Source organism: Streptomyces agglomeratus, from assembly GCF_001746415.1.
Lineage (GTDB): Bacteria > Actinomycetota > Actinomycetes > Streptomycetales > Streptomycetaceae > Streptomyces > Streptomyces agglomeratus.
Genome location: NZ_MEHJ01000001.1, coordinates 4178468 through 4197234, shown reverse-complemented (window position 1 = coordinate 4197234; position 18767 = coordinate 4178468). Strand labels below are relative to the sequence as shown.

Below are 18767 nucleotides of genomic sequence, written 5' to 3'. Positions count from 1 at the left end.
CGCTACAGCGTGTTGCCGACATGTGACATTCTGCTGGAACCGCGTTTGCCGCAGCTCCGCCGCCGGTATTCAGGTGGAGGCTGCTTCCTCCGACGGGAGCGTCCGCCGCTACCGTCAGCGACCTCAGTGCTTGAAAGGGGGCCGGCATGTCCGCAGAACAGGGCAGCTCGAAGGTGCTCACGAAGGAAGTGCCCGCCGTGCTCGACCAGGTGACGGCTCCTCAGCCGCCGCTCGTCGCCGCACAGCCGGAAGCAATCGACACCCGCACTCTGTCCCGCTCGCTCTTCCTGCGGCTCGCCGCCCTGGACAAGGACAGCCCTGACCGTACGTACGTACGGGACACGCTCATCGAACTCAACCTCCCCCTGGTGCGTTACGCCGCGGCCCGTTTCCGCAGCCGCAACGAGCCGATGGAAGACATCGTCCAGGTCGGAACGATCGGCCTGATCAAGGCGATCGACCGGTTCGACTGCGAACGGGGCGTCGAATTCCCGACGTTCGCGATGCCCACGGTGGTCGGCGAGATCAAGCGCTTCTTCCGTGACACGAGTTGGTCGGTACGGGTCCCGCGCCGCCTCCAGGAGCTGCGCCTCGCGCTCACGAAGGCCAGCGACGACCTCGCGCAGAAGCTCGACCGGTCGCCGACCGTCCCCGAACTCGCCGCCGTACTGGGGGTGTCGGAGGAGGACGTCGTCGACGGGCTGGCGGTGGGCAACGCCTACACCGCGAGCTCTCTGGACTCGCCCTCCCCGGAGGACGACGGCGGCGAGGGTTCACTGGCGGACCGGCTCGGCTACGAGGACACGGCGCTGGAAGGCGTCGAGTACCGCGAGTCGCTGAAGCCGCTGTTGGCCAAACTGCCGCCGCGCGAGCGCCAGATCATCATGCTGCGGTTCTTCGCGAACATGACGCAGTCCCAGATCGGTGAAGAGGTCGGCATCTCGCAGATGCATGTCTCGCGGCTGCTGACGCGCACGCTGTCGCAGTTGCGGGAAGGGCTCATCGCGGACTGACCTCCGCGATCGGCCGGGTCGGTCGGCGGGGTCGGTCGGCGGGGTTTCTAATTGACGGTGCGTCAGACACACTGGCGCGATGCGACGTCATGGTCTGACGCACGGCCGCCGAGGTGCCGCTACGGGCGCCGCGGCGGTTGTGCTGGGTCTGGGCGGGGTACTGGCCGCGTGCGGCGGCGGGAACGGCGACGACGACGGCTATGCGGCGATCGGAGCGGCGGGCCGGGGTCCGGAGCGGGCGCCGGGACGGGCCGTACCGCCGGAGGGCGGGGTCGAACTGGTACCGCTCGACGGCGACGACGCCTCGCGCGGCGGTGCGCGTAGCGGTGGCGACGGGCGCGGCTCCCCCGCCGTCGGTGCGGAGGCCGGTGCGGCCGTTCCCCGCGACGGCAGGGCTTCCAAGTCCGACGGGCCGGACGCCGAGGGCGGGGACCCCGGCGCGACGCACGCTCCCGCGGCCCCGGGAAAGCCACAGGCCCCTGACGGGGGCGGCAGCGCCGGTACGGGTGGGGGCGGCGGCGGTACCGGTGGCGGCGATACGCCGGCGAAGCCGCCGGCCGGCGGGTCGCCCGGCACCCCGGGGCCGCCCGGATCACCGGACTCGCCAGGACCGCCGGGAGACGGCCCGGGGACAGGAGACGGCTCCGGTGGCGCCTCCCCCGCGCCGCCCGCCGGACCGGCCGTGCTCAAGGTCGGCGACCCCCTGCTGCCCCCCCGCGAGAAGCGGTGGTGCGAGCAGGTGACCGTACCGTTCCGCAACACCGGGGAATCGGCGGTCCGTTCGGGCACCGTGACGTTCGGGACGCACATCATCGGCGCGCTCGGTGTGGACTGGGGCACGCGGACGTCGACCCAGCCGCTGCCCGGGCCGATCGCCGCGGGTGCGGCCGTGACGAAGACGTACACCGTGTGCGTGGACGCCTGGCGGGTGCCGCTGGGCATGCGTGTCGAGACCCAGGACGTCACGGCCGACTGGAAGTGACCGGCCGGGCGGAGCGATCAGATACGCGGACCGATCGGATGCGTCGGGTGATCCGCGCGGTGCGTGATCAGCCGAACGCGAGCCAGGCGACCGCCGCGAGGATCACGACGACGGCCACGACGCCGACGATCAGGCCGGTCCTGGGGCCGCCCGGCGCGGTGGCCGCGGCCGGCTGCTGTCGCTGCGGTTCGCCGTCGTCCACGAAGGCGCGGAACATCTGGGTGCTGCCCGCCGGGTCGTGCTGACCCTCGGGGCCCTGCGGAGCATGGGGGTTGTGTGCCATGGGGCACGACCCTAGCGAAGTGGGCCGCTCAGCACACCCCCGGACCCTCCGCCCGGCGTGATCTGCGGCTTTACCGGCCCCCCGGACGTCCTTGACCCGTCGCGCACGGAGCCTTTTGGGTTCCTTTACTCCCACAGGCCCGAATTCGTTTGCCTGGAGCAACCAACTACTTCTATGGTTGCCCTAAGCAACAAGATGTTCGGAGGTGCCCATGGCCGCACAGAGCCGGTTCGAGGAACTGGCCCGGCAGCTCAGTGCCATCGGTGCCGTGAAGCGCGATCTCGCACGCGTCCTCCCCGCGCACTGCCCGGCCGGATCGGCCGCCGTACTCACCCTTCTCGACCGGCACGGCGAGATGCGGATGAGCCGGCTCGCCGAGCTCCTCGCGGTCGACATGTCGGTAACCAGCCGGAACGTGGCGCACGTGGCGGAGCGCGGCTGGATCGACCGGGCCCCCGACCCGTACGACAAGCGCTCCCGCATCCTGCGGCTCAACCCGGCGGGCCGGGTGCTCCTGGAGGAACTCTCCGAGCGCTACACCCAGGCCCTCGCCGGTGCCCTCGACGACTGGTCCGACGAAGAGGTCGGACAGCTCAACACGATGCTGGCCCGCCTGCGCAACAGCTTCGGCGATTGCCGGGCCCGGGCTCCGCACCACTTCCAGCACGACGCAGAAGTGCCCGTTCCACCCGCAACACCCGCGTAAGCAAAGGAATTCAATGGCTACGACCACACCGGCCGGTGTGCGGGGCGGCCACGCCAAGCAGGGGTCCCACCACCACTCCTCCGACGGCGCGCCGATGACTCACCGGCAGATCATGGAGGCCCTCACCGGTCTTCTGCTCGGCATGTTCGTCGCGATGCTGTCGTCGACGATCGTGTCCAACGCCCTCCCCGAGATCATCAGGGACCTCGACGGCACCCAGAGCGCGTACACCTGGGTCGTCACCGCCGCCCTGCTGTCCATGACCGTGACCACCCCCCTGTGGGGCAAGCTGGCGGACCTCTTCAGCCAGAAGCTGCTGGTCCAGATAGCCCTGGTCATCTTCGTCATCGGCTCGGCGCTCGCCGGCATCTCGCAGAACACCGGCACGCTCATCGCCTTCCGGGTGCTCCAGGGCATCGGTACCGGCGGTCTGGTGGCGCTGTCGCAGATCGTGATCGCCGCGATGATCCCGCCGCGTGAGCGCGGCCGGTACGCCGGATACATCGGCGCGACCTTCGCGGTCGCCACGGTCGGCGGTCCGCTGCTCGGCGGCGTCATCACCGACACCGACTGGCTCGGCTGGCGCTGGTGCTTCTACGTCGGCGTGCCGTTCGCGGCGATCGCCCTGGTCCTCCTCCAGAAGACCCTCAAGCTCCCGGTCGTCCGCCGCAAGGTGAAGATCGACTGGCTCGGCGCGTTCTTCCTGGCCGCCTCGGTCTCCCTGCTGATGATCTGGGTGACCCTGGCGGGCGACGACTACGACTGGATCTCGTGGCAGACGTACGCCATGGTCGGCGGCTCGGTCCTGCTCGGCCTGATCTTCGTCGTGGTCGAGACGAAGGCCGCGGAGCCCCTGATCCCGCTGCGCTTCTTCCGCAACCGCACGATCGCGCTCACGTCCTTCGCCAGCCTGTTCGTCGGTGTCGCGATGTTCGGCTCGACCGTCTTCCTGAGCCAGTACTTCCAGCTCGCCCGGGACAAGTCGCCGACAATGTCCGGCGTCATGACGATTCCGATGATCGCGGGCCTGTTCGTCTCCTCCACGGTCTCCGGTCAGATCATCACCAAGACCGGCCGCTGGAAGGGCTTCCTGGTCGGCGGCGGCGTCGGCCTGGTCGCGGGCCTCGGCCTGCTCAGCACGATCACGTACGACACCGAGTACTGGAAGGTCGCCGTCTACATGGCGGTCCTGGGCCTCGGCCTCGGCATGATGATGCAGAACCTGGTCCTGGCCTCCCAGAACCAGGTGAAGCCCGCCGAACTCGGCGCGGCCAGCTCGCTGGTCACCTTCACCCGCTCGCTCGGCGGCGCGGTCGGCGTCTCCGCGCTCGGCGCGGTGCTCTCCAGCCGGATCACGCACTACGTCGAGGACGGCCTGGCCGCCCTCCACATCAAGCCGGGCGGCGCGGCGGCCGGCGGGAACACCATCCCGGACATGGACGCGCTGCCGAAGCCGATCCGGACCGTGATGGAGAGCGCGTACGGAGACGGGATCGCGGACCTCTTCCTGTACGCCGCGCCCATCGCGCTGGTCGGTCTGGTCCTGGTGCTGTTCGTGAAGGAGGTCGCCCTGAAGTCGTCCAACGACGACGCCCCGCAGTCGGCGCAGGCGGAGCCGGGTACCGAGACGGCCGACGCGGCCGCCGCCACGCAGGCGCCCGTCGCGGCCGCCCCGCCCGCCACCGGCAGGACCCTGCACGGCACGGTCCGTACGGCCGAGGGCACGGCGGTGTCCCACGCCGCCGTCACCCTGATCTCCCTGGCCGGGCGGCAGCTCGGGCGCGCGGTCGCCCAGGACGGCCGCTACGCGCTGGACGCCCCGGCGGCCGGTTCGTACGTCCTGATCGCCTCCGCCGACGGCTTCCAGCCGCAGGCGTCCACGGTGGTCGTGGCGGACGAGCCCGTCGCGTACGACATCCTCCTGTCCGGTACGAGCGGCCTCACCGGCACCGTGCGCACCGCCGACGGCGGTCTGCCCGTCGGGGACGCCATGGTCGTCGTGACCGACGTGCGCGGCGACGTGCTGGCCACGGGCAAGTCCGCCGAGGGGGGCGAGTTCGTCTTCGGCGAGCTGATCCCCGGAACGGTGACCGTCGCCGTGAACGCGGCCGGCTTCCGGCCGGTGGCGCTGCCGGTCGAGATCGGCGGCCAGGGCGTCACCCGGGTCGAGGTCGTACTCCGGTCCGGTGCGCTGGTCCGGGGCACCGTGCGCGGCGGCGCCGGGCGGCGGCCACTGGCCGATGCCCGCGTGACGCTGATGGACGCGGCCGGGAACGTGGTCGCCGGCTCCACCACCGGGGACGACGGGGCGTACGCCTTCGCCGACCTCGACGCGGGCGAGTACACGGTCGTCGCGACCGGTTACCCGCCGGTGGCCGGAGCGCTCACGGTCACGGGCCGCGGCGTCGACGGCCACGACATCGAACTCGCCCACCCGGGCGAGTAGTCCAGAGCCCCCGGCCGCGTCGCGGGGGGGCGCGTCCCGAGCGGAGGCGCGCCACCCGTGACCCGGCCGGTGCGGAAAAGGGGCCCCGGTACGGGGCCGACAGGCAGGGGACGCCTGTCGGTCCCGGCCCGGGGCCCTCGTCATTCGTTCGCAAGGAGAGAAAACGGGATGGGACTTCGCGCACAGGTACGGACGCGGGACGGCTGGGCCGTCCAGCACGCGGTGGTGACCGTGACCGACACGACGGGCACGCAGGTGCTCCGCGCGGCGGCGGACGCGGAGGGAGCGGTAAGGACCGATGCTCCCTTGCCGGCCGGTCCTTACACGGTGATCGTGACGGCGGCCGGTTACGCACCCGCCGCGTCCACGGCGTTCGTCACGGCGAGCGGGCGCGCGGACGCCGGAACGGTCGTACTGGCCCGCCAGGGCGGCGTGGAACTGCCGCCGCCCGGCACCTGGACCCTGGACCCCGCGCACTCGTCGGTGGCGGCGGTCGCCCAGCACCTCGGGCTGTCCAGCGTGCACGGGCGGTTCCTGGAGTTCGGCGGCCGCGTCGAGATCGCCGAGGACCTCGGCAAGTCGCGGGTGGAGGCGGTGATCGGCGCGGCGAGCATCGACACCGGCGACGGCATGCGAGACGGGCACCTCAAGTCGCCCGACTTCCTGGACGTCGAGCGGTACCCGGAGATCACGTACAGCAGTACGGGCCTGACCCCGGCGGGTCCGGACCGGTGGACGGTGCACGGCGAACTGTCGCTGCACGGCGTCGCCCGCGCGGTCGAGCTGGACCTGAGCTACCTGGGGACGGGCCCGGACCCGTGGGGCGGCGTACGGGCGGCCTTCCGGGCCACGGCGGAGCTGCGGCGGGAGGACTTCGCCATGAACTACAACCAGGTCGTCCGGGCGGGCATCTCGGCGATCGGCGCGACGCTGCGGGTCGAGCTCGACATACAGGCGGTGCAGGGGGACAGGCTGCCGGCGGCCTAGCGGCCGGACCTACAAGGAGGTGGGGTCCCCGTGCCCGCGCCTGGTGAAGGAGCCGGGCGGGGGCGGGCCGCCCGCCGCCGCGGCCACCATGTCGCGGCAGAGGTCGCGCAGCTTGACGTTCCGGGCCTGGGAGGCGCGGCGCAGCACCTCCATGGCCTCGTCCGGGGTGCAGCGCCGGGTCGCGATGACCATGCCGATCGCCTGGTCGATGACGGAGCGCGAGAGCATCGCGGTCCGCAGGTCCTGGACGGTCTCCGACTCCTGCTCGATGCGCTCGGCCACGGCGATCGCTCCCGCCGCCTGGGCGGAGAGCCGCCGGACGGTGGCCAGGTGGGCCGCGAACGCGTCCGGCTTGCGGGAGTAGAGGTTGAGGGCGCCGAGGGAGTGCGAGTTCACCGCCAGCGGCGTGGCCAGCACGGACCGCACGCCTCGCGCGGCCGCGGAGGCCGGGTAGGGCGCCCAGCGCCGCTCCAGGAGCATGTCCGGGACGTAGTTCTCCTCGCCGTTCTCCATGCTGCACACGCAGGGTCCGGCCTCGGCCTCGTACTGGAGGAGGTCCAGTTCGAGCGCGCCCGTGCCGTCGGCGGCGGCGGTGGCGAGGCGGTTGTTGCGGCGCATGGTGATGCTGCACCCGTCAGCACCCTCCACGGCCCGTACGGCGCGTTCCGTGACGTCCTGGAGGAAGGCGTGCAGTCCCCGCCACTCGGTGAAGGCGTCCTGGAACAACGCCAGGTCGAAACCGCCGGCCGCTCTGGTGCTGGCGCCGTCTGTACTTCGCGCGGTGTCCGTCATGTATTCCGTCTTCCCGCGTTCACGCCGGTGACGCTGGGTGCTATTCGATGGCCCGCACTTCCACGATACGTGACGCGATGTCGCGGAGCTTCACATTGCCTTTCTGCGAGGCGCGCACCAGCTGGTCGAATGCCTGGGCGGCGTCGATGTTCATTCGCCCCATGAGAATGCCGGTGGCCTGTCCGATCACGTCTCTGGTGTGCATGGCCTCGGCAAGCTGTTCCTGCACTTCGACGCTCTCCAGGGCGATACCGAGATGCGCCGAGAACAGCCGCCCGATGCGTACGGATTCCTCGTCGAAGGCGTGCGGGCGAAGCGAGTAGAGCGTCAGCACGCTGAATCTTCGCTGGTGCCCGCGCAGCCGCAGGAACAGGGCCGATCGCAGTCCGCTCGCGGTCAGAACCGGCCCGTGGACGTCACAGGCGGTGATGTCCTCGACGCGGGCGACGGGGCTGTTCCAGAGGTCCTGCCGGCGCGTCGCGCAGCCGGCTCCGCAGCTCGTCGCCGCGTCCACGGTCCGTACCACTTCGTCGGTGCAGGCGACGGTACGGACGCGTCCCGCACGTTCGACGACGGAGATTCCCGCCTGGTCGGCGTCGGGCACGACGTCCCTGGCCAGCCGTACCGCGATCCTCGCCGTCTCCGCGCGCCCCTCCGCCTCGTGCAGGGCGGTCGCGGCAGCGGCCAGCGACTCGGCCACCGAGTCAGCTGCCCCCAAATGGGCAGAATCGTACGAAATCTCCGGAATGTCGGACGCAGTCACCACGAACCTCTTCGGCGAGCATGGCTGAGGGTGCGGCCATGCGCAGGAGAGCTCCGCAGCACATTCCCGACTGCGAGCAAAGGACGGACAGACTCTATCCGCTTCTGTCCTGCGACGAAGCATTCACGGTGGCGCCCCGACCGCTCAGCGGGACGCCATGGCCTCGATGCCCGCGATCAACGTCTCCAGGGCGAAATCGAAGTCCCGCTCGCGCATCTCCGCGACCGTCGCCCCGCCCCGCGCGTCCATCAGATCCTTCGCGTTCTCGTACGTCTCACGCAACTGCGGCGCGGTGCTCATCGTGCCCATCGCCTGCGTGAAGTACTCGTCCTGGCTCATGCCCGCCGACGCGCACCGCTGCACGAAGTGGCCCTCGATCGTTCCGAACCCGTAGACGAACTGGAAGACCGCCGACAGGCCGCCCATCTGCCCGTGCGGCGGCAGCCCCGTCGCCCGCATCACGTCGTGGACGGCCCGGGAGAAGGCCAGCCAGTGCGGCCCGATGTTCAGGAAATTGCCGATCAGCGGCGACACCCAGACATGCCGCACGAGCAACTCCCGGTAGCTGGTCGCCAGTCCGCGCAGCCGGTCGCGCCAGTCGTCCGTCTCGGCGGGCGGCGCGATCTCGGCGAAGACCGAGTCCAGGGCCAGTTCCAGCAGGTCGTCCTTGGTGTCGACGTACCAGTAGACGGACATCGCGGTGACGTTCAGCTCGGCGGCGAGCCTGCGCATGGAGAACTTCGCGAGCCCCTCCGCGTCCAGCAGCCGCACGACGACCGCGGTGATCCGGTCCCGGTCCAGGCCGGCCGGCTGGTCCGCCTTGCGGGTGCGGGACGTCCTCTCCTCCAGCCAGACGCTGTTACGCGCCGGATTCCTGACGCGGTCGGCCGCGGACACCATGGCGCACACTCCTCGTTCTCCCGGCGGGGCGGGGACGGGTCACGGACCGGAATGCTCCGGTCCGCTCCCTCGTTCCCGATGCTATGCCGCTGGCGCTGCGGCTCCGGATGAGTCTGCCCGCTCGGCCCGGCGCAACAGCACAGCGGCGAGAACTCCGCCCGCGAGTACGGCGACGGCCCCGACCAGCTGGCTCGTCCCGACCCCCGACGCGAAGGCGTCCGCGATACGGGCCCGCTCCCCCGCGTCCTCGGCCGCCGCCAGCGCGGCGGGCAGCGAGGCCGCGCCGACGGCGGCCGGGACCAGCGCGGCGAAGCGGGAGTTCAGTACCGCGCCCAGGACGGCGACGCCGAGGCCGTTGCCGAACTCGGCCAGCGTGCCGTTGATCCCGGCGCCGACGCCCGCCTTCTCCGGCGGTATGGCGCTCATGATGGCGTTGGCCATGGCCGGCATCGCGAGCGAGATGCCGGCGCCCATCACGACGAGGCCCAGCAGCATCCCGCCGTAACCGGAGCCGCCGAGCAGGGCGATCGCGGCGAGGCCCGCCGACAGCAGCGTCATGCCGGAGGCGATGGTGCCGGGCGTCCCCAGCCGGGGCAGCAGCCGCGCGCCGATGCCGGCGAGGTTGAGCGCCACCACGGTGAGCGCGAGGGGCGCCGTGCGCAGCCCCGCCTCCAGGGGCCCGTACCCGAGCACGAACTGGAGGTGCTGCGTCAGCAGGAACAGCGAGCCGCCCATCCCGAACGCGACGAGGACCGCACCGGCGACCGCGCCGATGAAGCGCTGGTCGCGGAAGAAGTGCATGTCCAGCATCGGGTGCGGGACGCGCAGCTCCCAGAGGGCGAACGCGCCGAGCACGAGGACGCCCGCCACCGCCGGGACGAGCACCTGGGCCGAGGTCCAGCCGTGCTCCGGGCCGGAGATGATCGCGTACACGGCGGCGGTCATTCCGATCGTGGACAGCACCGCGCCGAGCAGGTCGGGACGGTCGCCCTGCCCGCTCCTGGACTCCGGTACGAGCGCGACGACGGCGACCAGGCCGATGACCGCGACCGGGATGTTGATCAGGAAGATCGCGCCCCACCAGAAGTGGTCGAGCACGACGCCGCCGATCAGCGGACCCACCGCGAAGCCGAGCGAGTTGACGGTCGACCAGAGCCCGATGGCCTTCACGCGCTCGGTGTCGTCGAAGATCTGCACGACGACGGCCAGGGTCGTGGTGATCAGCAGCGCGCCGCCGATGCCCATGCCCGCGCGGGCGGCGATCAACTGGGCGCTGGATTGCGAGAGTCCGGCGACGAGCGAGCCGATGCCGAAGAGCGCGAGGCCGGCCGTCAGCATCCTCTTGCGGCCGTAGCGGTCGGCGGCGCTGCCGGCGGTGAGCAGCAGACCCGACTGGACCAGCGAGTACGCGTTGATCATCCATTGGATGTCGGCGGTGGACGCGTCCAGTTCCTTGGTCAGGGACGGGATCGCGACGTTGAGGACGGTGTTGTCGAGCAGCACGGTGAGCTGGGCGAGGCAGATGACACCGAGGATCAGCCAGCGCTGCGGGTGCCCTTGCGCGGTGGGGCGGTTCTCGGCGGTCGTCGCCGTCATGCGGGGGTCTCCTTGTACGGGTACGAAGGCCGGCGGGCCTTTCCCGTACACCGTACAAGGGGCTCCTGTACGCCGTATAATTATTTCCGCTCGGTCAGGTCGTAAAGGGTCGTACCGCCGACGGTGACCTTCGTAAAGTTCGCCTCCACCCAGGTGGTGACGGCGGACCCGCCGCCGGGGCCTCCGCCACTGCCGCCTGCGACGAAGTAGTGGATGGCGCCCTCGTTCACGTACGCCTTGAACTGCTCCAGGGTCGGAGACGGATCGCTGCCGTTGAACCCGCCGATCGCCATCACCGGCTTCTCGGTGGCGAGTTGGTAGCTCGCCGCGTTCTGGGAGCCGATGGCGGCGGCGGCCCAGGTGTGGCCCCCGGCGCCGGCGCGGATCAGGGCCTCGGCCTCGGCGCCGACGCTCTGGCCGTTGAGGAGGCCGCCCGTGCCGGCCGCGCCGCCCCCGCCGCCTTCACGGGCCGCCGCGCCGGGCATCATGCCGCCAGGAGCGGCCGGTTGCCCCGGCCCCCCACCCCGGCCGCCCGGCCCGGCCTGACCACCCGCGCCGGCCGGAGGCTGCCCCTGACCGGCCGCGCCCGCCGGGGGCTGCCCCATGCCGCCCGCCGGACGCTCGCCCCCGCCGAAGCCCCCGGGCCCGCCCCGCAGCGAGGCGGGTCCCGCCGTCACGATGGACCCGGTGTGGGCGGTGGCGACCGTCGAAGCGGCGTACGCGGCAGGCCCCGCCAGCGCCGCCGCGAGCCCGAGCCCGGCGGCCCCCAGCGCGATACGCCGGTCCACGCGCCCCGCGACCGCCAGCACGAGGGCCGCGAGCAGCCCGGAGACCAGCACCGTCCAGCGCAGCCACGGCAGATGGTCGGCGGTGCGCCCCAGCAGGACGTACGCCCACACCGAGGTCACCGCGGCGGTCGCGGCCAGTGTCCCCGCCGCCAGGAGCGAGCGGCGCTCCTCCCACAGCACGGTCGCACCCATGCCGATCAGGGCGGCGATGTACGGGGCCAGGGCCACGGTGTAGTACTCGTGGAAGATCCCCGCCATGAAGCTGAAGACGCCCGCCGTCATCAGCAGCGATCCGCCCCACGCGACGAACGCGGCCCGCGCACTGTCGGTCCGCTTCGCCCGCCACGTGACGACCAGACCGGCGACCAGCAGGATCAGCGCGGCGGGCAGCAGCCAGGAGATCTGGCCGCCGATGTTCGTACCGAACATCCGCCCGATACCGCTCTCGCCCCAGCCGCCGCCCCCACGGCCCCCGCCGACGCTGCCGGCCTCCTCGCCGTTGATGCGGCCGAGACCGTTGTAGCCGAACGTCAGCTCCAGGAAGCTGTTGGTCTGCGACCCTCCGACGTACGGGCGCGAGGCGGCCGGCCACAGCTCGACGATCGCCACCCACCAGCCGCCCGCGACCACGACCGCGAGCCCGGACAGGGCGAGCTGGCCGAGACGCCGGCGTACCGGCGTCGGCGCGCACACGGCGTACAGCACGGCGAGCGGCGGCAGGATGAGAAACGCCTGGAGGGTCTTGGTGAGAAACGCGAAGCCGACCGCCACGCCCGCCCACACCAGCCACCTGGTCCGCGCGTCCTCCAGGGCGCGGAGCACGCAGTACACGGTGACGGTCATCAGCAGGGCGAGCAGCGCGTCGGGGTTGTTGAACCGGAACATCAGCGCGGCGACCGGCGTCAGCGCGAGCACGCCGCCCGCGATCAGCCCGGCGGCGGGGGAGAAGCGACGGCGTACGGCGGCGTACAGCACCGCGACCGTCCCCACTCCCATCAGCACCTCGGGGACGAGGATCTGCCACGAGCCGAGGCCGAAGAGGCGTACGGACAGGGCCATCGGCCACAGGGCGGCGGGGGGCTTGTCGACGGTGATGGAGTTCGCGGCGTCGGACGAGCCGAAGAAGAACGCCTTCCAGCTCTCGCTGCCGGCCTGGACGGCCGCGGAGTAGAAGGAGTTGGCGTACCCGGAGGAACTGAGGTTCCACAGGTAGAACAGCGCGGTGACGAGCAGCAGCCCGGCCAGCGCGGGGCGCGCCCAGCGAGGATCGGCACTTCGGGACGGAGTCATCGGACGGCCTTCTCATTTCCGGGTGCGGGGTGATCGGTGCGCCGGTCGGGGAAGACCCAGGCGCGGAAGAGCAGGAAGCGCAGTACGGTCGCGGCGAGGTTGGCGGCGACGAGCACGGCGAGTTCGGTGCCGTGGGAGGGCGATCCGGCGGAGGCGGCGGCGTCGAGCGCGGCGAGCGAACCGCTGGTGAGCGCGAGCCCGATGCCGAACACGACGAGCCCCTGCGCCTGGTGCCGTACGGCCCGCTCACGGCCCCGGACGCCGAAGGTGAGTCTCCGGTTGGCCGCCGTGTTGGCCACCGCCGAGACCAGCAGCGCCAGCGCGTTGGCGGCCTGGGGGCCCACTCCCGCCCGGAATAGGGAGTACAGCGCCAGGTAGGCCAGCGTGCTCAGCGCGCCCACGACGCAGAACCCCACGAGCTGGCGGGCCAGCCCGCCGGGCACGCCACCGATCGTCCGGTCGCGCGGATCGTCCCCGAAGGGCCGCGCGAGCCGGTCCAGCGGCAGGGCGCCCACGGCGAGCGCCCGCCCCACTCGCCACACGCCCTTGAGGTCGTCGACGGCCGTACGCACGATGCGCACCGTGCTGTCCGGATCGTCGACCCAGTCCACCGGCACCTCGTGGATGCGCAGTCCGGCCCGTTCGGCGAGCACCAGCATCTCCGTGTCGAAGAACCATCCGGTGTCCTCGACCATCGGCAGCAGCCGCTCGGCCACATCGGCGCGTATCGCCTTGAACCCGCACTGCGCGTCGGAGAAACGGGCGGCGAGCGAGGAACGGAGGATCAGGTTGTACGTACGGGAGACGAACTCGCGCTTCGGACCGCGCACCACCCGCGAACCGCCCGCCAGCCGGGAGCCGATCGCCAGGTCGGAGTGGCCGGAGATCAGAGGCGCGACCAGGGGAAACAGCGCCTTGAGGTCGGTGGACAGATCGACGTCCATGTAGGCGAGGACGGGCGCGTCGGAACGCTCCCAGACGGCCCGCAGAGCCCGCCCGCGCCCCTTCTGCTCCAGCCGTACGGACGTCACTTCGGCCATCACGTGCCCGAGCCGGCGGGCGATTTCGGGTGTGCGGTCGGTGCTCGCGTTGTCGGCGACGGTGATCCGGAAGGCGTACGGAAAGGTGCGGGTCAGGTACTCACGAAGCCGGACCACGCACGCTTCGAGATCCTTCTCCTCGTTGTGGACGGGGATGACGACGTCGAGCACGGGGGTTACGGGGGCGCCCGGCTCTACGGCCGGAAGATGCTCCCTGGCCGGAAGGGCGCCCGCTGAGGTGTGGGTTCGCATGGTCCGACCCTCACGAACCGCCCTGTCAGCGGAGTGTGACACCCCTGTGCGGACCCTATGAGTCCCCTCCACCCCCACCCAGGACCCCACGGCACCGACCGGTGGCCCTCGCGCAGCCCCGCCGCACTCCACGCCGCCAGGAGGTAACGCGCCGGGGGGGCGCTCCCCACAGGGCGCCGAACACAACCCGGCGGCCCCGCGCAGCCCCGCCGCACCCCACCGTGCCGGAGGGGACGCGCCGGGGCGCTCCCCGCAGGGCGCCGAACACAACCACCCCGAACACACCGCAGCCCTACCCGAACGTTCGGCACCCGAGGAGACGCCCCGACGCGGCACCGACCCCGAAACCCCGGACCACTCGGCCCCGGCCCTGCGCGCGGCACCGCACACCCGCCCCAGCGCGGGGCGGCCCGAGAGGCCCTCAGCCGGCGGGACGAAAGACCCGGCCCCGCCCGGGATCAACGGAAACCCCGGCCCCGGCCCCCGGCCCGCCCCCCGGCAACCGCACCGCGAAGACCGTTCGCCCCGGCGCGCTCTCGACCGTCACCTCACCGCCGTGCGCGCGCACGACCGCCTGCACGATGGCCAGCCCCAGCCCGGTCGACCCGACCCCGGCACCGGTACCCGCACCAGTACCCGCACCGGCGGCCCCCGCCCCCGCCCCCACGCGCGCCCGCGACGCATCCCCCGCGCGAACCGCTCGAAGACGTGCGGCAGCAGCTCCGGCGCGACGCCGGGCCCGTCGTCCCGTACCTCCACCACCGTCCAGCCATCCCCCTCGCACCGCACGGCCGCAGTGACCGTGGTGCCCGGCGGGGTGTGCGTACGCGCGTTGGCCAGCAGGTTCACCAGTACCTGCTGGAGCCGCGCGGGGTCGCCCCGTACGACGGCGGGATCGTCCGGCAGCTCCAGCCGCCAGACGTGCTCCCGCCCGGCCACCCGCGCATCGCTCACCGCGTCCACGACCAGTGGCGAGAGATCGGTGCTCTCGTACGACGGCGACAGCGGACGCCCCGCGTCCAGCCGGGCCAGCAGCAACAGGTCCTCCACCAGCCCCGTCATCCGCGCCGCCTCGGACTCGATCCGCCCGAGCGCGTGCCGCGTGTCGGGACCGGCCGGCTCGCGCCCACGCCGGGTCAGCTCCGCGTACCCCCGGATCGAGGCCAGCGGCGTACGCAGCTCATGGCTCGCGTCGGCCACGAACTGCCGTACCCGCGTCTCGCTCTCCTGCCGCGCCGCGAGGGCCGAACCGACGTGCCCGAGCATCCGGTTGAGTGCCGCGCCGACCTGCCCGACCTCGGTGCGCGGATCGGCCTCCTGGCCCCGTACCCGCTCGTGCAGGGCCACCTCACCGCTGTGCAGCGGCAGTTCGGCCACCCGCGTCGCCATCGCGGCGACCCGCCGCAGCGGCCGGAGCGCGACGCCCACGATCGCCGTCCCGGCGAGCCCGGCGGCCACCAGCCCGGCGCCGGTGACGCACACCTCGACGACAACGAGGGTGCTGACGGTGTCCTGTACTCCGCCGAGCGGAAAGCCCAGTACGACCGACCCGTCGCCCGTGGCAACGATCCGGTAGTCCCCGAGCCCGGGTACCTCCACGGTGTGCGGTTCGGAGTCCCGCTCGACCGACCCCAGCGCCCGCGCCTGCGCACCGGACAGCGCCGCCAGGTGCGCCTCGGGCCGCACCCCCTCCACCTCGACGCTCTTCGCGCTCATGAGCACGGCCCCGTCCTGCGCGAGCCGCGCCCCGACGGTCCCCAGCGGCTGCCCCGGCGCCGCCACGAACCGCAGTTCCTGTCCGGCCGTCGCCTCCACCGGGTCGCGCTCGGCGCGCCGTACGGACGACAACAGCTGACCGTCGAGCTGGTGCTCCAGATACGAGTGCAGGGCGATCGTCGTGACCGCCCCGATCACCGCCGCGACCACCGCGATCAGCGCGACGGCCGACACCACCAGACGGGTCCGCAGGGACACCGCGCGCTCACCCACCGGGCTTGATCAGATAGCCCGCACCGCGCCGGGTGTGGATCATCGGCGTACGGCCGGCGTCGATCTTTCGCCTCAGGTACGAGATGTAGAGCTCGACGACGTTCGCCTGCCCGCCGAAGTCGTAGCTCCACACCCGGTCGAGGATCTGCGCCTTGCTGAGCACGCGGCGCGGGTTGCGCATCAGGAAGCGCAGCAGTTCGAACTCGGTGGCGGTGAGATGAATCCCCTCACCGCCCCGCACGACCTCGTGGCTGTCCTCATCCAGCGTCAGGTCCCCGACCACCAGGAGCGATTCGTCCCGTACGGCCGCTGCCGCCGTCCCCGAGCGCCGGATCAGCCCGCGCAGCCGCGCCACGACCTCCTCCAGGCTGAACGGCTTGGTGACGTAGTCGTCGCCACCCGCCGTCAGCCCCGCGATCCGGTCCTCGACGGAGTCCTTGGCCGTCAGGAACAGCACGGGCACGTCGGGCAGCTCGCAGCGCAGCCGCCCGAGCACGGCGAGGCCGTCCATGTCCGGCAGCATCACGTCCAGTACGACCGCGTCGGGCCGGAAGTCGCGGGCGGAACGGACCGCTCCCACGCCGTCACCGGCGCTGCGGACCTCCCAGCCCTCGTATCGCAGCGCCATCGACAGCAGCTCGGCGAGCGGCGCCTCGTCGTCCACGACGAGCACCCGGACGGGCCCGCCGCCGGGCCTGAGCATTTCGGTACGCATGGGCCCCAGGCTGGGCGACGTCCCTGAGAGCCCTCTTTCCCGTTCCTGTGAATACGCTGAGAAATTCGTGCCGGGGGTGCTCCCCGGGCCTCCCGGCACAAACGACACAAACGGCACAACCGGTCACAACGGTCATAGCGGTCACAGCCCGAAGAGCCGCTCCGCGTTCCCGTGACAGACGGCCCGCAGCCAGTCGTCTCCCAGGCCGAGCCGCTCCAGGGCCTCCAACTGGTGCGCGTAGCCGTACGGAATGTTCGGGAAGTCCGTACCCAGCACGATCCGGTCACCCAGATCCGCGAGCCGCCCCAGCTCGGCCTCGGGGAAGGGCGAGAGGCGCTCGGAGAAGTCGGTGAAGGCCATGGTCGTGTCCAGCCGGACCTCCCCGTACCGCTCCGCCAGACCGAGGAAGTCGCTGTACTCGGGCATGCCCATGTGCGCGACCACGAGCCGCAGCCGCGGATGCCGCGCGAGCAGCCGTCCGACCGGCTCGGGACCGGTGTGCTTGCCGGGCGCGGGCCCGGACCCGCAGTGCATCACCACGGGAATCCCGGCCTCGGCGAGCAGCCCCCACACGGGGTCGAGCAACGGGTCGTTCGCGTCGTACGCCCCCACCTGAAGGTGCGACTTGAAGACACGCGCGCCGCTCTCCACGGCCTGCCGCACGTACGCCGCCACCCCGTCCTCCGGGAAGAGCGTCGCCGTGTGCAGGCACTCGGGGGTACGGGCGGCGAAGCCGGCCGCCCAGTCGTTGAGCCAGGCGGCCATCCCCGCCTTGTGCGGGTAGAGCATCGAGGTGAAGTGCCGCACTCCGAACTCACGGAGCAGCCCGACGCGTTCCTCTTCCTCGTGCCGGTAGGTGATGGGCCATTCCATCCCGGTCAGCGGCCCGACCGCGTCGAAGTACGCCCACACCTTGCTGAGCACCCGCTCCGGCATGAAGTGCGTGTGTACGTCGATGATCCCCGGCAGCCCGAGCCGCTCCCAGAACCGCCGTACGTTCTCGGCCTCGCTCAACGCCATGTCCACGGCACAGGAGGGCGGTTCATGCGCTTCGACCGGCTTGACGTCCATGACGGTCACTCTCCGCCGGGCACGCCGCCCCAGTCCAGAGCCACAGCGCTACGAGATCCAAGAGACCACCCACCCCGCCACCCCTTCCACTCACCCACTCACCCACTCACCCACTCACCCACTCACCCACTCACCCACTCAGAAAAGCCCACCCTGCACGCCCCGCTCCACGCTCTTCACCGGAACGGTCACCCCCGCCGCCGCCCCGCCCTCCGGCCCCACGCCCGCCAGCTCCCACCCGCTCATCAGCCGGGTGTCGAGCACCACGACCGCACCGTCGGCCGTCCCCAGGTGCAGATCGGGCCCGGCTGCGGCCAGCAGCCGCCCCACGACCGTCCCCTCCGGCGCCAGCTCCGTCACCACGCCGGTCATCGGCCGCAGTCCTTCGAGACCAAACACTCCGGCGTGGTCCACCGCCTCGAACGGCGCCCGCTCCAGGGACTCGGGCCACCCCGCCAGCGCCCCGGCCCGCCGGTGCAACTCCTCGATCTCCCGCGCCCGCTCCGCCCGCCCGGGCAACGAGCTGCGCACGGCCCGCTTCTCCTTGTACGGAATCCGGTCCGGCACCCCCAGCGCCGCCCGCAGCAGCTCCTCGGTCCGCCGCGCCGCCATCAGCGGCCCGCGTCCCAGCCAGGTGAACGCCACCGCCCCCTGCTCCAGCAGCCGGGCGGACCCGCGCTCGTCCGCCGTGATGCCGACCTTGACCATGCCGGAGCCGAACCAGGCCAGGTAGACGGCGTACGGCCGGGGATCGTCGGCCATCGTGTCAGCGGCAACGGACCGCGACCGCTCCAGCCGCGCGCACTCGGGGCACTGCCCGCCACTGCTCCGACGCGGCACCACGGAGCGCAGCGGACACCCGCCCCGGCGCACGCCGACGCACAGCCGGTCCTCCCCCGTCACCCGGAACGCGACGTCGTTCCCGTACGTCAGCTCACTGACACGCTCGACGTGCTCCAGGCGTCCCCCGCCCCCGTACCAGGCAAGCGCCGGCCGCCCCGCCGTCCACCGCAGCCCCCCGCACAGCCAGCTCATACCAGGAGGCTAACGGCCACCTCTGACAACCGACCGCCGCCGACCGCCCCGCCGATCAACACCGGGCGGCGTCGGCCATCGGGCGCCGTCGGCACCGGCGCCGTCGGCCACCGGCCGTG

At 72.2% G+C, this 18767-nt stretch carries 15 protein-coding genes and 1 pseudogene; 5 read left to right on the top strand and 11 right to left on the bottom strand.

What is annotated here, in order from left to right; genetic code table 11:
• Positions 1-146 precede the first annotated feature (146 nt).
• Both AS594_RS18190 and AS594_RS18185 read left to right on the top strand, forming a co-directional pair.
• On the top strand, positions 147-1013 hold the full coding sequence (locus tag AS594_RS18190; RefSeq protein ID WP_069928040.1) for an RNA polymerase sigma factor SigF: 867 nt from the start codon (positions 147-149) through the stop codon (positions 1011-1013).
• Between the two features lie 79 nt (positions 1014-1092).
• Positions 1093-1995 carry a hypothetical protein gene (locus AS594_RS18185; RefSeq protein ID WP_069935171.1) on the top strand — a complete coding sequence of 301 codons (903 nt, stop codon included), beginning with the start codon at positions 1093-1095 and terminating at the stop codon, positions 1993-1995.
• Positions 1996-2062: 67 nt separating this feature from the next.
• Here AS594_RS18185 and AS594_RS18180 read toward each other — a convergent pair whose 3' ends face one another.
• Positions 2063-2278 carry a hypothetical protein gene (locus AS594_RS18180; RefSeq protein WP_069928038.1) on the bottom strand — a complete coding sequence of 72 codons (216 nt, stop codon included), beginning with the start codon at positions 2276-2278 and terminating at the stop codon, positions 2063-2065.
• A 211-nt stretch (positions 2279-2489) separates the two neighbouring features.
• On the opposite strand from AS594_RS18180, the gene AS594_RS18175 reads away from it, so the two are divergent.
• The 3 genes from AS594_RS18175 (at position 2490) to AS594_RS18165 (ending at position 6417) form a co-directional block, all read left to right on the top strand.
• Positions 2490-2984, top strand: coding sequence for a MarR family winged helix-turn-helix transcriptional regulator (locus AS594_RS18175; protein WP_069932605.1), 495 nt, complete (start codon positions 2490-2492; stop codon positions 2982-2984).
• A gap of 94 nt (positions 2985-3078) precedes the next feature.
• Positions 3079-5430: an MFS transporter gene (locus AS594_RS18170; RefSeq protein WP_478078925.1), complete on the top strand. Its 2352-nt coding sequence runs from the start codon at positions 3079-3081 to the stop codon at positions 5428-5430.
• Positions 5431-5598: 168 nt separating this feature from the next.
• Positions 5599-6417, top strand: a complete 819-nt coding sequence (locus AS594_RS18165) for a YceI family protein (RefSeq protein ID WP_069932607.1) — start codon at positions 5599-5601, stop codon at positions 6415-6417.
• A 9-nt stretch (positions 6418-6426) separates the two neighbouring features.
• Here the strand turns inward: AS594_RS18165 and AS594_RS18160 are convergent, their stop codons facing one another.
• From AS594_RS18160 to AS594_RS18115, 10 genes and pseudogenes are all read right to left on the bottom strand, one after another.
• Positions 6427-7209 carry a GAF and ANTAR domain-containing protein gene (locus AS594_RS18160; protein ID WP_079144533.1) on the bottom strand — a complete coding sequence of 261 codons (783 nt, stop codon included), beginning with the start codon at positions 7207-7209 and terminating at the stop codon, positions 6427-6429.
• A 40-nt stretch (positions 7210-7249) separates the two neighbouring features.
• Positions 7250-7927 carry a GAF and ANTAR domain-containing protein gene (locus AS594_RS18155; RefSeq protein ID WP_240509043.1) on the bottom strand — a complete coding sequence of 226 codons (678 nt, stop codon included), beginning with the start codon at positions 7925-7927 and terminating at the stop codon, positions 7250-7252.
• Between the two features lie 189 nt (positions 7928-8116).
• Positions 8117-8872, bottom strand: a complete 756-nt coding sequence (locus AS594_RS18150) for a TetR/AcrR family transcriptional regulator (protein ID WP_069932608.1) — start codon at positions 8870-8872, stop codon at positions 8117-8119.
• Between the two features lie 81 nt (positions 8873-8953).
• A complete protein-coding gene (locus AS594_RS18145; RefSeq protein ID WP_069935170.1) occupies positions 8954-10468 on the bottom strand; it encodes an MFS transporter in 1515 nt (504 codons plus the stop codon).
• 80 nt (positions 10469-10548) lie between these two features.
• The gene (locus AS594_RS18140) at positions 10549-12546 is read right to left on the bottom strand and encodes an ArnT family glycosyltransferase (RefSeq protein ID WP_069932610.1); all 1998 of its coding nucleotides are present in this window, start codon (positions 12544-12546) and stop codon (positions 10549-10551) included.
• Positions 12543-13838: a bifunctional glycosyltransferase family 2/GtrA family protein gene (locus AS594_RS18135; RefSeq protein WP_069935169.1), complete on the bottom strand. Its 1296-nt coding sequence runs from the start codon at positions 13836-13838 to the stop codon at positions 12543-12545. The genes AS594_RS18140 and AS594_RS18135 overlap by 4 nt, the downstream gene beginning before the upstream one ends.
• 421 nt (positions 13839-14259) lie before the next feature.
• Positions 14260-15827, bottom strand: a pseudogene (locus AS594_RS18130) (sensor histidine kinase).
• Entirely contained in the window at positions 15820-16542 is a 723-nt protein-coding gene (locus AS594_RS18125) for a response regulator transcription factor (protein ID WP_069932612.1), read from the bottom strand. The pseudogene AS594_RS18130 and the gene AS594_RS18125 overlap by 8 nt, the downstream one beginning before the upstream one ends.
• A gap of 141 nt (positions 16543-16683) precedes the next feature.
• The gene (locus AS594_RS18120) at positions 16684-17562 is read right to left on the bottom strand and encodes an amidohydrolase family protein (protein ID WP_069933877.1); all 879 of its coding nucleotides are present in this window, start codon (positions 17560-17562) and stop codon (positions 16684-16686) included.
• 189 nt (positions 17563-17751) lie between these two features.
• Positions 17752-18648 (bottom strand): DUF2797 domain-containing protein, encoded by an 897-nt coding sequence (locus AS594_RS18115; RefSeq protein ID WP_069932613.1) that lies wholly within the window; start codon positions 18646-18648, stop codon positions 17752-17754.
• Positions 18649-18767 lie beyond the last annotated feature (119 nt).